This window comes from Streptomyces sulfonofaciens (genome assembly GCF_014656295.1).
Classification (GTDB): Bacteria; Actinomycetota; Actinomycetes; order Streptomycetales; family Streptomycetaceae; genus Streptomyces; species Streptomyces sulfonofaciens.
The window spans coordinates 62,644-76,473 of record NZ_BNCD01000028.1; the positions used below are offsets into that span (position 1 = coordinate 62,644).

Genomic DNA, 13,830 nt, shown 5'->3' on the forward strand with positions numbered 1-13,830 from the left:
CACCGAATGAAGTTAGGCTAACTATAAAATGGACCCCGACAACCCCGTCCGCCCGGCACATGCCGACCGTCACGCAACGCCGCACGAAGGGAGGCGCCCCATGGGTGACCGGGAGCGCGACCCGAAGCGCGGGCCCCTGGGGCCCGGAGGCCCTGGACCGGGGAACACGGAGCCCGGGCACTCGGGGTCCGGGGAGGTGCGGCCCGGGGACGTGGAGCCCGGGGGCCTGGCGGCCGAGTGGCGTCCGCGTTTCCTGCGGATCAGCCAGGCCATGCGCCGCGACACCCAGGGACTTGCGGTGACCATCACCCAGGGAGCCGTACTGAGCCTGCTGCGCGGCGGCCCGCGCAGCGTGGGGGAGCTGGCCCGGGCCGAGGGCATCCGCCCGCCGAGCATGACCCAGATCATCAACCGGATGGTGGAGCTCGGCTGGGTGGCCCGCTCGGGTCCGGCCGTGCGCGGCAGCCATGTGGAGATCACCGAGCTGGGCAACAAGGTCTGGGCCGATGTCACCCGGGAGCGGGTGGCGTTGCTGGCCGAGCGGATGGACGCACTGTCGGATGGCGACCGGCGCACGCTCCGCGCGGCCCTGCCGGTCCTGGACAAGCTCTTCGGCCCGCCGATCTCGTAGGGCCGCGTACCCGTCGCGGGTCCCGTTCGGCCGGAGCGGCCGGGCGGGCCGATCCCGGGCGGCGCGGGCCGTGCGGTGCCGCCCGGGTCCGTGGTGTCGGGGTCCGTGGTGTCAGGGGCGTCGTTCGTGCCCGACGGCCGGGTCCGCGACGGCGGGGCTGTCGGTGAGGCCGAGCTGCAGGTGCTCGACGTGGTACAGGGCCTGGTCCAGCAGCGCGGCGACGTGGTCGTCGTACAGGGCATAGACCACCAGGCGGCCCTGGCGGGTGCCGGTGACCAGGCCGAGGTTGCGCAGCAGCCGCAACTGGTGGGAGCAGGCGGACTGCTCCATGCCGACGGCGTGCGCGAGTTCGGTGGCCGGCAGCGGGCCCTCGCGCAGCTTCGCGAGGATCAGCAGCCGGGAGGGGGTGGCCAGGGCCTGCAGGGTGGTGGCCACTTTGGCGGCGCCGGCCGTGTCCAGGGGCTTGCGCGGGACGCCGACTGTGGCGGGAGTGGCTCCATGACCCATGCCGTCATCTTACCGGACCACCGAATTGCATGAATTATTGTTCATTCTTTCCTGCTATGGTGAGGGGCCGGACCCTTGCTCCGCTCGTGAAGGACCGCCGCTGCCATGTCTTCCACGTCTTCCACGTCTTCCGTGTCTTGCGTGCCTTCCCCGTCGTCCCCGTCGTCCCCGTCGTCCCCGTCTTCCCCGTCTTCCCCGTCCTGCGCCATCGCCTCGACGGCCCCGGCCGCCCACCGCGAGGAGGCGGTGCCCGGGCGCCGTACGCGGGTCTTCGCGCTGCCCGAGGCGCGTTGGGCGGCCGCGGCCCTGGTGCTCTTCCTGGCCGCGCTGCCGCTCCACCTGCTGGGTGCCGCGGTGTGGGCGTGGGGTCCGCTGTACGCGGCCGTGTACGCCGCGGGCGGCTGGGAGCCGGGCTTGGCCGGTCTGAAGGCGCTGCGGGACAGAACGCTCGACGTCGATCTGCTCATGGTCGTCGCGGCCCTTGGCGCGGCCGCGATCGGGCAGGTGCTGGACGGTGCGCTGCTGATCGTCATCTTCGCCACCTCCGGCGCCCTGGAGGCGATCGCCACCGCCCGCACCGCGGACTCGGTGCGCGGGCTCCTCGACCTCGCCCCGGCCACCGCCACCCGGCTGACCGACGGCGGTGGCGAGGAGGCGGTGGCCACCCGGCAGCTCGCGGTGGGTGATGTGATCCTGGTCCGGCCCGGTGAGCGCGTCGGCGCCGACGGCCGGGTGCTGGACGGGACGGGCGACGTCAACCAGGCCACCATCACCGGCGAGCCGCTGCCGGTGGCCAAGCGGCCCGGGGACGAGGTGTTCGCCGGCACGCTCAACGGCACCGGGGCCCTGCGGGTGCGGGTGGAGCGCGACCCGGCGGACTCCGTGATCGCCCGGATCGTGGCCATGGTGGAGGAGGCGTCGGGGACCAAGGCGCCGACGCAGTTGTTCATCGAGAAGGTCGAGCAGCGGTACTCGATCGGCATGGTGGCGGCCACCGTGGCCCTGTTCGCCCTGCCGCTGGTCTTCGGTGCCGCCCTCCAGCCGACCCTGCTGCGGGCGATGACGTTCATGATCGTGGCCTCGCCCTGCGCGGTGGTGCTGGCGACCATGCCGCCGCTGCTGTCCGCGATCGCCAACGCGGGACGCCACGGCGTACTGATCAAGTCGGCCGTGGTCATGGAACGCCTCGGGCAGGCGGACACGGTCGCCCTCGACAAGACCGGCACCCTGACCGAGGGCACCCCCCGCGTCACGGACGTCCGCCCGATGGCGTCCCACGGCCTCAGCGAGGAGGGTCTGCTGGCCCTGGCGGCCGCTGCCGAGCACCCCAGCGAGCACCCCCTGGCCCGCGCCGTCGTGGAGGCGGCCCGCGAACGGGGCCTGGACGTCGCGGCGGCCGACGACTTCTCCTCCACACCCGGCCTCGGGGTGACGGCCACCGTGGACGGCCTGAAGATCGCGGTCGGCAGCCCGGGCCGGCTGCTGCCCGGCCTGGGCGGGCAGCGCGCCGGCGAGGCGGCGGCCCTCGCCGCCGCCCTGGAGGGCGAGGGCCGTACCGCCGTGCTGGTCACCGTGGACGGCGACCCGGCAGGAGCGCTCGGCGTCGCCGACCGCCTGCGTGCCGATGCGGCCGCCACCGTCGCCTCCCTCACCGCCCTGACCGGCGGCACCCCCGTCCTGCTCACCGGCGACAACCCGCGCGCCTCCGCCCGGCTCGCCGCCGAGGTGGGCATCACGGACGCCCGGGCCGCGCTGCTGCCCCAGGACAAGGTCGCCGCCGTGCGGCAGATGCAGGCCGAGGGCCGCAGGGTGCTGGTCGTCGGCGACGGCGTGAACGACGCGCCCGCCCTCGCGGAGGCCCACACCGGCATCGCCATGGGCCGGGCGGGCTCCGACCTCGCCCTGGAGACCGCCGACGCGGTGGTGGTCCGCGACGAACTGGCCGCCATCCCCACCGCCGTCGCCCTCTCACGCCGGGCCAAGGGCCTCGTCGTGCAGAACCTGGTCGTCGCCGCGGTCTTCGTCACCGGCCTCGTCGTCTGGGACCTGACGGGCCACCTGCCGCTGCCGCTGGGCGTCGCGGGACACGAGGGCTCCACCGTCATCGTCGGCCTCAACGGCCTGCGCCTGCTGCGCGAGACGGCGTGGCGCCGCGCCAGGGATGCCGGGCACTGAGCGCGCGCCGTGCGCTCCGCTCGTCCTCGGGGCACGGCGGGAGCAAGGCGGCGGCACGCTGACGCGGGTCACCTGGCGAGGCTGCGGCGCAGCCGGCGGACGCGGGCCTCACGGGCGTCGCGGGAGACGGCGGCGTCGGGTGCCGTCTGGTCGAAGCCGTGGAAGGCACCCGACCGGACGTGGAGTTCGGCGTCGCCGCCGGCCTGCCGGATGCGGGTGGCGCAGGCCGCGTCCGCGTCGCGGTGGGGCTCGCCGGCACCGGCGCAATGTGGGCCGGAGGCAGGCCGGACGGGCCCGCGGCGCGTGCGGACGCCGCGGACGCCGGGACCTCGTCGGTGCCGCGGGCCCCGAAGCCCTCGCTGGGCGAGGGAGAACCGGACGCGGCCGGATCGGCGCCGAAGCGGGGATCGCAGAGCACGGCGCGCTGGTCGTCGTGGCGGGTGACGAGCCAGGGGGCCGCCCGTCCCGGATCAGCACCCGGGCGAGCGGGGCCCGGTCGGCGCGCAGGCCCGGGCGACGCCCCGGCGGGCAGCCGCGCGATCCGCCCACGTCCACCGGTCCGGGCCCGCCCCGCCCACCGGTCCGCACCGGCGGGGTGCGGGGTCAGGCGTGCTGCGGGCTGCGGGGGTGGTGGCCGTGGTGGGGCACGGGGCGCAGGCCCGAAAGGTCCCGCTCGGCCATGGTGTTGCGGTCCGAGACGGCGGCGCCCAGGGCGAACTGCGGCCAGGCGCCCTGGATCTCCATCCGGCTGCGCTCGCTCCACCGGCGCGCCAGTTCGCTGCGGCTCTTGTAGAAGTTCAGCGCGTAGCCCTCGCTGTGCAGGCGCAGCAGCGAGAACCCGCCCGGGTACTCCTTGCCCGCGGCGATCTCCTGGTGCAGCACCCGGGGCGCCGACGGGCTGACGGTGCGCTTGTTGCGGTGGGTGTGGCCGGCGTGGTGCAGGAACAGGCCCGGCATGCGCGAGTAGTCGTCGAGGATCGTGGCGGCCTGGGAGGCGTCCAGGCTCTTGCCGGCCGTGATGGGGAACGCCGAGTCCTGAACGATCAGGGGGTGGTGGCCGAAGACGATCGTGGGCTGGTCCTGGTCGCGGTGGAGCTGGCCGCGGAACCAGGAAAGCTGCTCGGGGGAGAGGCCGCCCGCGTCGCCGCCGTTGCCGGGCTTGTCGTAGGTGTCGATGCCGATGATCCGCAGGCCCTGGAGGGTGCGGGTGAAGTAGGTCGGCTCGTGGGCCGAGGGGAAGAACTGGTCCTGGAAGCAGTCGTTGCCCTGCCACTGCCCCGCCCGGCACGCCGCGTACGGGTCGCCGAGGTGCGCCCGGTCGTGGTTTCCCCGGGTGACGAAGTAGTCCTCGCGGTAGCTGCCGAAGGCACCCAGCATCCGGTGGGCCGTGCTGAGGTCGACCGGTACGGCCTCGGCGGAGATGTCGCCCGCGGCCAGGAGGAAGTCGGCGCCCAGGGAGGTGGCGTCCGCGACGAGGGACTCCAGCATCACCTCGGGGTACGGCGGCAGGCCGGGCTCCTGCTCGATGCCGATGTACTGGGGCTGCCCGCCGACGAGCCCTGCCTGGGTCTCGCCCATGTGCAGGTCGTTGCAGAGCACGACGGTGAACAGGTGCCTGCCGGGCGGCGGCTGGGGCGTGGTGAAGCTGTAGGGGCCCGGTCCGTCGAGGCCGTAGGAGGAGGTGCCGACGGCGTTGCCGCTGATGAGGGTGAAGGGCGTGGGCGGGACCGGCTTGCCCTGGGAGCGGGCCTGGTAGTAGTAGGTCCGGCCCGGCTCCAGGCCGGTGAGTTCGACGTAGTGGTACGGCGTGTGGTCCGACAGGCCCGTTGCCACGCGGTTGAGCCGGCCGGGGTGGGTACCCCAGCGCACCTCGCCGTCGGCGGGGGCCGGCACCATGCGGCCCAGGCCGTCGTCGGTGCCGGTGTAGCCGGTGTACCACGTGATGATCGCGCGGTCCTCGGTGAGCGTGACCAGTTCGAGGTTGGCGGGGGAGACGTCGTCCTTGCGGGAGGCGGCCGCGGCCGTCCCGTCGAAGACGAAACCGGTGGCTGCGGGGGCCGCGGCAGCAACCGCCGACCAGCGCAGGATCTCTCTGCGGGTGACATCACATCCAGGCATGTGATCAGGGGTAATCGCCGCCGTTGAACGAGCCGTGAACCCTGCCGGTCCTTTGAAAACCAGCCACATGTGCGAAAACTGGCCACAGCGGGGGCGGGTTCGCCCCACCGACGGCTCCCGGTGCGACACGGCCACGCGGTGGCCGTCCGAGGGTGCGCCCGGCGGGTGTGTGCGCGGTCGCCCCGGCCGCCGGCCGGAGTGAGCGTCTCGGTCGGGTTCGGCGGTTGCCATGAGTGGAGGTCCCCGCCGGGGCCTCCACCGCGCCCCGGCCGACGCGGCCCCGTGCGCCGTCCGGACGCCGGGCCCGGGGCCGCCGTCCACGGCGGAGGGCGGCCCTCGACGCCCAGGGGCACGTTGCCAGGAGCCTTCGCGGCCCTTAACTTTGTGTATGTGCGTATGGGGATGCGGCTGACAGCTCGCCTTCACGTCGACCTGGTGCGGTCGGCCAGTGCGCTGTGTCGCTGTTGCCGCCCGATGCGCAGCGGCGCTGCCCGTACGACCCGGTCCGGGTCCCTCGGCGTCGGCTGACGGGTACTCCCGGAACCGGGCCCGTCCCGTGTTCCGGTCCCCTGCCGGCCCTAAGCCGTGCACGCGCCGCTCGGCCGGTGCCGCCGCCGCGGCGGCATGACGCGTCCCCCTGTCCCTGACAGCGGGCTTCCCGCCGCACCGGCCGCCGTCCGCGAGGCCCTGAAGCGCTCCTTTCCGTGCTGCGCTCCCCGGCCGCGCACCGGCGCGGCACACCGGTGCCGCAGCCCCGTGGCAGGACCGCGTCCCCGCCGCCGCCCGCGACCGCCGTGGCCCAGCGCACTCGACCGCCGTTCGAACCGCCACACATATCCGCGCAAGACAACGCGCCGGGCAGGCACGGCCCGCCCGGCGGTGAATCGGAGCCCTGACATGAGTGCGGAATTCCTCTGGTACATCCCCAACACGGTCGAGCCGGGCCACCGCGGTGACGACACGAGGGACGGGTGGGGCACCCTCGACTTCTCCACCGAACTCGCCCGCGCGGCGGAGGAGCACGGTTGGGGCGGGGCCCTCATCGGCACGGGGTGGGGCCGCCCGGACACCTTCACCGTGGCCACCGCCCTGGCCGCCCGTACCACCACGTTCCAGCCGCTGGTGGCGGTACGGCCCGGGTACTGGCGGCCGGCGCACTTCGCGAGTGCGGCGGCGACCCTCGACCGGCTCAGCGGCGGTCGGCTGCTCCTCAACATCGTCAGCGGCCTGGACAACGGCGGCGCCTACGGCGACGGCCAGAGCGATCCGGCCCGCCGGTACGACCGTACGAAGGAGTTCCTCCAGCTCGTGCGCCGGCTGTGGAGCGAGGAGGACGTCACGTTCCGGGGGGAGTTCTTCGACGTCCAGGGCTCCACGCTGAGCCCTCGGCCGCACGGCGCCGAGTACGGCCGGCACCCGCGGATCTACTTCGGCGGTGCCTCGGCGGCGGCGGAGCGGGTCTCGGTGACCGAGGCCGACGTCCAGTTGTTCTGGGGGGAGCCGCTCGACGGTGTGGCCGAGCGGGTCGACCGGCTCAGGGCGCTGAGCGCGACCCTGGGCCGGGCCCACGCCCCGCTGGAGTTCGGTCTGCGGATCACGACGCTGGTCCGTGACACGACCGAGCAGGCGTGGCACGACGCCGAGGCGAAGGTGGCCAGGATGGCGAGCCGTGCCGACCCGATGCTGGACGACCGCCGGCGGCGGGCGGTCGGGCAGCGGCGCCTGAACGACCTCGCGGGGCGCGGCGAGGTGCTGGACTCGTGCCTGTACACCGCTCCCGGACGCTTCGGCGGCGGAGGCGCGGCGACGACCTGGCTGGTCGGCTCACCCGAGGACGTGGCCGGGGCCCTGCGGAAGTACGGCGAACTCGGCATCACCCACTTCATCCTCTCCGACACCCCCTACAAACCGGAGGTCGCCCGGATCGGGGACCAGTTGCTGAGCCGGCTCCGGGAGCGGGAACCCCGTCTGAAGCCGGTCTGACGGGCTTTCGCCGGCGCCGGGCCCCGGGTCCGGCACCTGCCCCTGCCCCCTGCCCCGGGCGGGGCGCAGCGACGGCGGCGAGGGCGAGGAAGCGTTCGGCTTTGCGTTCGTGTCACCGGGGCCCCGCTCACGCGGGGCCCCGCGACGGGACCGGATGGTGAGGACGTGCCCTGGAGGCGACCGCCGTCGAGCAGCCGGTGCGCGTCGGCGCCGCGCTCGAACGGGAACGCCTCCTGCACGCGGACCCGGAGCCCGCCCTGTCGGGCGAGTCGGACGAGACCTCGCGGGGCGCCCGGACCGGGGTCGACCGCGATGCCGCCGAAGCGCATGCCGGCCGCATCGTACCCGGCGGCGAGTGCCGCGTCCTCCCCGGCGACCGCCGCACCAGGTGACCGCCCGGGCGGAGCCCGTCGAGCGACCGCTCGACGCCGCCCCCGCCACCTCGTCCCTGTTCTCAGGGCTCGTTGCCGTACCGCACACTCACCTGCCGGAAGCCGAGGGAGCGCAGCAGGCCCTCCAGCATGTCGGTGGTGTTCTTCTCGGCCCGGGCGGTGAGGTGGCTGTCCCGCGCGGCCTCGCCCAGGTGCTTGACGGCGAGTTTCTGGACTGCCTGCTCGCTGTTGGGATTGTCGCGGAAGACGTCGCCGAGCCGGTCGAGCAGCCCGCGCTGCTTGGACACCGAGTACGACCGGTCGGGATCGAGCGAGGGGCGGGCCAGTGCGGCGTGCGGCAGCCTGACGGTCGCCGAAGTGCGCTTCTCGTCCACGGCCACGTCGCCGTCCTCGAGCCCGCCGAGGTCGACATAGGCGTCGACGGTGCCGGCTCCCACGTACAGGGTGCGTGAGCCCTTGATGGCGTCGGGCAGGTACTTGGTGTCCTTCTCCATGTCGATCACGATCTGGAAGTTCCCGGTGGCCGCCTGGTACCGGCTCATGTCCTGGAGGGACTGCAGCACCGCGGGGCCGGAGCGGTCCTTCGTGCTCTCCCCGAAGACGTCCGTCCAGCCGGGCAGCAGCCGCGCACCCGCCAGCCCCCACAGCAGGGCGACCAGCAGCACCGCAACGGTGATCAGCCTCCCCCACCAGGGCCACGGCCTACTCTGTGTCATGTCAGCGTCACCCCTTCCCTCTGGGTGCGCCTTCCCCCGGCCGGACGGTACAGGCATGGTTCTTCCGCCTTGCGGCGCCGGCTCCGGCGGAGCGGGCACCCGTCGCGGAGCGCCCTCGCCGACCGGAGCCGGTCGGCGCCCGCACCGGGCACCCGCGCGTCGGCGGCGCCCGCGAGCCTAGGTGCGCCAGTGGTAGCCGAGGGCGAAGTCGACCGTGACCGCGTAGGTCAGGTACATGAGCCACAGGCCGGTCGCGATCCGGAACAACCCGAGCGCCCGCTCGGCGAGCCCGACGCCGACCGAGACGAAGAACTCGCTGAAGTAGACCGCGAACAGGCCGAGGAACACCAGGCCGACGGGCCAGTCCGCGGCCGCGAAGAACACCGTCGCACCCAGCGCCGAGACGACCATGAAGGCCACGCAGAGCCCGGCGTTGGGGCGCGGGTCGTTGCCCCGGTAGCGGTTCCAGCCGATCGCGAACCAGTGGATGCCGTAGACCGAGAACGCGAGCGCGGCCATGTAGAGCACCGGGTGGGTGAAGACCTCGAACCACGTCAGGCCGACGAAGAGGATGACGCCGGCGACGAACTGGCACAGCCCCGGCATCCAGATGCCCCACACGCCGAGCGACCGGTCCACCCGGTCGTCGCGTCTGGGCCAGCCGGCCAGTTCCTGGGGACCCCAGATCAGGTAGCCGGTGCCCAGGCCGAAGAAGCCCAGGGCCAGGGGCGGGAAGGCGGAAGGGGCGAACGTGATGTCCATGTCCTGTCGTCTCCTTCGTAAGCGGTGGGGTGAGACGGACGGGACGGGTGAAGAGCCCCGTGCGGCGGGTGGCCGGTCACCTTCGATTGGTCATATGACCCATATATTACTTTTGTCTTCGAGGGTGCGCCGGTCGGTTCCACGCGGTTGCGGAAGGGGGGCCGCCCGGTACCGTCGAGGTCAGGTAAGTGCCACCGCACCGAGGAGCAGGCGGATGGGCGTCAGACGGTGGATCCGCGCATGGCCCGTGTACCGGCAGCTCACCGGGCCCGACCCGCTGGGCAGGGGCAAGGCGGCCGAGTCCGCGCGCTCGGCCGGACTCGTGCCCAGGACCGAGCGCGCCGACCGGGTGGTGGACTCCGTCTGCCCGTACTGCGCGGTGGGCTGCGCGCAGCGCGTCTTCGTCCGGGAGGAGCCGCACGAGCACGTCGTCCAGATCGAGGGCAACCCGAACAGCCCCATCTCACGCGGCAGGCTCTGCCCCAAGGGCGCCGCGAGCAAGCAGCTCGTCACCGGGCCGCAGCGGGTGCAGAAGGTGCGGTACCGGCCGCCGTACGGGACCGGGTGGCAGGACCTCGACCTGGACACGGCCATGGACATGGTCGTCGACCGGGTGCTGGAGGCGCGGCGCAAGGGCTGGCAGGACAGGGATGCCAAGGGGCGCACCCTGCGGCGCACCATGGGCATCGCTAGCCTGGGCGGCGCCACGCTGGACAACGAGGAGAACTACCTGATCAAGAAGTTGTTCACGGCCCTCGGAGCCCTCCAGGTGGAGAACCAGGCACGCATTTGACACTCCGCCACGGTTCCCGGTCTGGGAGCCTCGTTCGGCCGCGGCGGCGCCACGGACTACCAGCAGGACCTGGTCAACTCCGACTTCATCGTCATCATGGGCTCGAACATGGCCGAGGCCCATCCGGTCGGGTTCCAGTGGGTGATGGAGGCGAAGGCGCGCGGTGCCCGGGTCGTCCACATCGACCCGCGCTTCACCCGCACCAGCGCGCTGGCCGACCAGCACGTGACGCTGCGCGCCGGCACCGACATCGCCTTCCTCGGCGGCGTGATCAACCACATCCTGACCAACGACCTGAGCTTCAGGGAGTACGTGCAGGCGTACACCAACGCGTCCTGCCTGGTCGGCGAGCGCTTCGAGGACACCGAGGACCTGGACGGCCTGTTCAGCGGCTACGACCCGCGGACCGCCTCCTACGACGCCTCGAGCTGGGCGTACGAGAGCGTACCCGTCGAGGAGCGGCCGGGCGGCCGGGCGAAGGAGCAGGCCGCGCCCTACCAGCACGGCTCCGGCGGGCCGCCCATGGAGGGCGGCGCGCAGGGCATCGCCCGCGACCTCTCCCTGGAGCACCCCAGGTGCGTCTACCAGGTGCTCAAGCGGCACTTCTCCCGCTACACCCCCGAGATGGTGGAGCGGATCTGCGGGGTGCCCCAGGACCTCTTCCTGGACGTGTGCCGCGCCTGGACGGCGAACTCGGGCCGGGAGCGGACCGCCGCGCTGGTGTACTCCGTCGGCTGGACCCAGCACACCGTCGGCGCCCAGTACATCAGGGCCGGATCGATCATCCAACTGCTGCTGGGCAACGTCGGCCGCCCGGGCGGCGGGGTCTTCGCCCTGCGCGGGCACGCCAGCATCCAGGGCTCCACGGACATCCCGACGCTGTTCAACCTGCTGCCCGGCTACCTGCCGATGCCGGACGTCACCCACGAGAGCCTCGCCGCCTACCTGGACGGCGTCCGCCGCCCGGGCCAGAAGGGCTTCTGGGGCAACGCCGACGCGTACACCATCTCGCTGCTCAAGGAGTACTGGGGCGAGAACGCGACCGAGGAGAACGACTACTGCTTCGACTACATGCCGCGGATCGACGGCGACCACGGCACCTACCGCACCGCGATGGACATGGTCGACGGCAAGGTCTTCGGATACTTCCTGCTCGGCCAGAACCCCGCCGTCGGCTCGGCCCACGGCCGCCTGCAGCGCCTGGGCATGGCCAACCTGGACTGGCTGGTCGTCCGCGACCTCACCATGATCGAGAGCGCCACGTTCTGGAAGGACGCTCCCGAGACGGAGACCGGCGAGATCGTCGCCCAGCAGTGCCGCACCGAGGTGTTCTTCTTCCCCGCCGCCTCGCACGTGGAGAAGTCCGGCACGTTCACCCAGACCCAGCGCATGCTGCAGTGGCGGGACCAGGCCGTCGAGCCCGTCGGCGACCAGCGCTCCGAGCTGTGGTTCTTCCACCAGCTCGGTCTGCGCCTCAGACGCAGGCTGGCCGGCTCCACCGACGAGCGCGACCGCCCGCTGCTCGACCTCGCCTGGGACTACGCGAGTGAGGACGGCGAGCCGTCCGCCGCGGACGTGCTGCGCCACATCAACGGCATCGACCTGCGCACCGGCCGCACCGTGGGCGGCTACACCGAGCTGAAGGCCGACGGCAGCACGGCCTGCGGCTGCTGGATCTACAGCGGGGTGTACGCCGACGAGGTCAACCAGGCCCGGCGCCGCAAGTCCCGCTTCGACACGGGCCCCTACGACGCCGAGTGGGGCTGGACCTGGCCGATGAACCGGCGTGTGCTCTACAACCGCGCCTCGGCCGACCCGCAGGGCCGGCCCTGGAGCGAGCGCAAGGCGCTGGTCTGGTGGGACGCGGAGCGCGGCGAGTGGACCGGGCACGACACGCCCGACTTCGAGCGGACCAAGCCGCCGGACCACGTGCCGCCCGCGGGCTCGTCGGGTCCCGCGGCGCTGCGCGGCGACGACGCCTTCATCATGATGTCCGACGGGAAGGGCTGGCTGTTCGCCCCGGCCGGACTGGCGGACGGACCGCTGCCCACCCACTACGAACCGCACGAGTCGCCCGTGCGCAACCTCCTCTACGGGCAGCAGGCCAGCCCGGTGCGGAAGGTGTACGGCCGTCCGGACAACCCGTCCAACCCGGCCCCGCCCGAGGCGCACGGCGAGGTGTTCCCCTATGTGTTCACCGCGGCCCGGCTCACCGAGCACCACACCGCGGGCGGCATGAGCAGGCAGCTCCCCTACCTGGCGGAGCTCCAGCCCGAGCTGTTCGTGGAGGTGTCGCCGGAGCTGGCGGCCGAGCGCGGCCTCACGCACCTGGGCCGGGCCCATGTGATCACCAGCAGGACCGCGGTGGAGGCCCGGGTCGTCGTCACCGACCGGATGGCACCGCTGCACATCGACGGCCGGGTCGTCCACCAGGTGTGGATGCCCTACCACTGGGGCCAGGTCGGGCTGACCACCGGGGACGTGGTCAACGACCTGATCGGAGTGGTGGCCGACCCGAATGTGTTCATCCAGGAGAGCAAGGTGCTGACCTGCGACATCCGACCCGGTGGGCGGCCCAGGGGATCGGACCTCGTCGACTACGTCGAGGACTACCGCCGCCGTGCCGGGATCACCCCGTGGACCGGCGTCCGCATCGTCACGGCCGGCGGCCACGACGGTCCCGGCCACACAGAGGGCGACCCGTGGGAGGGACCTTCATGAGCCGCGAGAACAGCTTCCACGGGCCGCTGGCGGACCCCGCCGCGGACGCCGGCCACCTGGGCCACCCGCCCCGTATGGGCTTCTTCACCGACACCTCCGTCTGCATCGGCTGCAAGGCGTGCGAAGTGGCCTGCAAGGAATGGAACAACGTGCCGGAGGACGGCATCGACCTCCTCGGCATGTCCTTCGACAACACCGGCATGCTCGGCGCCGGCTCCTGGCGGCACGTCGCCTTCGTCGAGCAGGAACGCCCGCTGGGCCGGCAGGACGCGGGCCTCGCGGACCTGCCCACCGGTCCTTCGCGCAGCGAAGCCGCGGCCGAGACGGTATCCCGCGCGCTGCCCGTCGCCGGGCGCGGCGGGGGCGACCTGGGCACCGCCCCCGTGCACCTGGGCTTCCCCTCCTTCGAACTGCCCGGCGCGGGTACCGGCGCACAGGGCCGCACCGAGTTCCGCTGGCTGATGTCGTCCGACGTGTGCAAGCACTGCACGCACGCCGGGTGCCTCGACGTCTGCCCCACCGGGGCGCTGTTCCGCACCGAGTTCAGCACGGTGGTGGTCCAGGAGGACATCTGCAACGGCTGCGGCTACTGCGTCTCGGGCTGCCCCTACGGCGTCATCGACCGGCGCCCCGACGACGGGCGCGCCTGGAAGTGCACCCTCTGCTACGACCGGCTGCGCGGCTCCATGGAGCCGGCCTGTGCGCAGGCCTGCCCGACCGACTCCATCCAGTTCGGACCGCTGGACGAGCTGCGCGAGCGTGCCGCCCGGCGGGTGGCCGAGCTGCACGGCGCCGGGGTGCCCGAGGCCCGGCTGTACGGCCATGACCCGGGTGACGGCGTGGGCGGCGACGGCGCGTTCTTCCTGCTCCTCGACGAGCCGGAGGTGTACGGGCTGCCGCCCGACCCGGTCGTGCCCACCCGGGACCTGGCCACGATGTGGCGGTACGCGGGCCTGGCCGCCGCGGCCCTGCTGACCGCTGCTACGGCGGTCTTCCTGGAGGCAGGACGGTGACGGGGCGCGACGACCGGGC

General features: G+C 73.2%; 10 protein-coding genes and 2 pseudogenes. 6 read left to right on the forward strand and 6 right to left on the reverse strand.

The features are described from left to right. Positions 1-211 precede the first annotated feature (211 nt). Positions 212-631: a MarR family winged helix-turn-helix transcriptional regulator gene (locus IE313_RS30945; RefSeq protein WP_189938102.1), complete on the forward strand. Its 420-nt coding sequence runs from the start codon at positions 212-214 to the stop codon at positions 629-631. Between the two features lie 111 nt (positions 632-742). Here IE313_RS30945 and IE313_RS30950 read toward each other — a convergent pair whose 3' ends face one another. Further along, a complete protein-coding gene (locus IE313_RS30950) occupies positions 743-1,138 on the reverse strand; it encodes an ArsR/SmtB family transcription factor (protein WP_189938103.1) in 396 nt (131 codons plus the stop codon). A 246-nt stretch (positions 1,139-1,384) separates the two neighbouring features. On the opposite strand from IE313_RS30950, the gene IE313_RS30955 reads away from it, so the two are divergent. Further along, positions 1,385-3,313, forward strand: a complete 1,929-nt coding sequence (locus tag IE313_RS30955; protein ID WP_308439233.1) for a heavy metal translocating P-type ATPase — start codon at positions 1,385-1,387, stop codon at positions 3,311-3,313. 68 nt (positions 3,314-3,381) lie between these two features. On the opposite strand, the pseudogene IE313_RS36640 reads toward IE313_RS30955, so the two are convergent. Both IE313_RS36640 and IE313_RS30960 read right to left on the reverse strand, forming a co-directional pair. Then, positions 3,382-3,659: pseudogene (locus IE313_RS36640) on the reverse strand (alpha/beta hydrolase fold domain-containing protein); the annotation flags it as partial. Positions 3,660-3,916: 257 nt separating this feature from the next. Continuing rightward, positions 3,917-5,431 carry a purple acid phosphatase family protein gene (locus IE313_RS30960; protein WP_189938106.1) on the reverse strand — a complete coding sequence of 505 codons (1,515 nt, stop codon included), beginning with the start codon at positions 5,429-5,431 and terminating at the stop codon, positions 3,917-3,919. Between the two features lie 402 nt (positions 5,432-5,833). Here IE313_RS30960 and IE313_RS36530 point away from each other — a divergent pair, with 402 nt between their 5' ends. Continuing rightward, entirely contained in the window at positions 5,834-5,959 is a 126-nt protein-coding gene (locus IE313_RS36530) for a putative leader peptide (RefSeq protein WP_373317103.1), read from the forward strand. A gap of 369 nt (positions 5,960-6,328) precedes the next feature. Continuing rightward, on the forward strand, positions 6,329-7,414 hold the full coding sequence (locus IE313_RS30965) for an LLM class flavin-dependent oxidoreductase (RefSeq protein ID WP_189938108.1): 1,086 nt from the start codon (positions 6,329-6,331) through the stop codon (positions 7,412-7,414). 167 nt (positions 7,415-7,581) lie between these two features. On the opposite strand, the pseudogene IE313_RS36250 reads toward IE313_RS30965, so the two are convergent. The 3 genes and pseudogenes from IE313_RS36250 to IE313_RS30975 all read right to left on the reverse strand — a co-directional run. Next, positions 7,582-7,853, reverse strand: a pseudogene (locus IE313_RS36250) (zinc-binding dehydrogenase); the annotation flags it as partial. A gap of 15 nt (positions 7,854-7,868) precedes the next feature. After that, positions 7,869-8,522 (reverse strand): DUF4230 domain-containing protein, encoded by a 654-nt coding sequence (locus IE313_RS30970; protein ID WP_189938111.1) that lies wholly within the window; start codon positions 8,520-8,522, stop codon positions 7,869-7,871. Positions 8,523-8,699: 177 nt separating this feature from the next. Further along, a complete protein-coding gene (locus IE313_RS30975) occupies positions 8,700-9,284 on the reverse strand; it encodes a hypothetical protein (RefSeq protein WP_189938113.1) in 585 nt (194 codons plus the stop codon). 214 nt (positions 9,285-9,498) lie between these two features. Between IE313_RS30975 and fdh the strand changes: the two genes are divergently transcribed. Together fdh and IE313_RS30990 are read left to right on the forward strand one after the other, a co-directional pair. Continuing rightward, entirely contained in the window at positions 9,499-12,798 is a 3,300-nt protein-coding gene (gene fdh, locus IE313_RS30985; RefSeq protein ID WP_229925105.1) for a formate dehydrogenase, read from the forward strand. Beyond that, positions 12,795-13,811, forward strand: a complete 1,017-nt coding sequence (locus IE313_RS30990) for a 4Fe-4S dicluster domain-containing protein (RefSeq protein WP_189938116.1) — start codon at positions 12,795-12,797, stop codon at positions 13,809-13,811. The genes fdh and IE313_RS30990 overlap by 4 nt, the downstream gene beginning before the upstream one ends. Positions 13,812-13,830 lie beyond the last annotated feature (19 nt).

Coding starts and splice junctions, on each gene's coding strand:
- IE313_RS30990 (WP_189938116.1), top strand. CDS start 12,795: ATGAGCCGCGAGAACAGCTTCCACGGGCCGCTGGCGGACCCCGCCGCG.
- IE313_RS30950 (WP_189938103.1), bottom strand. CDS start 1,138: ATGGGTCATGGAGCCACTCCCGCCACAGTCGGCGTCCCGCGCAAGCCC.
- IE313_RS30975 (WP_189938113.1), bottom strand. CDS start 9,284: ATGGACATCACGTTCGCCCCTTCCGCCTTCCCGCCCCTGGCCCTGGGC.
- IE313_RS36530 (WP_373317103.1), top strand. CDS start 5,834: ATGCGGCTGACAGCTCGCCTTCACGTCGACCTGGTGCGGTCGGCCAGT.
- IE313_RS30960 (WP_189938106.1), bottom strand. CDS start 5,431: ATGCCTGGATGTGATGTCACCCGCAGAGAGATCCTGCGCTGGTCGGCG.
- IE313_RS30970 (WP_189938111.1), bottom strand. CDS start 8,522: ATGACACAGAGTAGGCCGTGGCCCTGGTGGGGGAGGCTGATCACCGTT.
- IE313_RS30965 (WP_189938108.1), top strand. CDS start 6,329: ATGAGTGCGGAATTCCTCTGGTACATCCCCAACACGGTCGAGCCGGGC.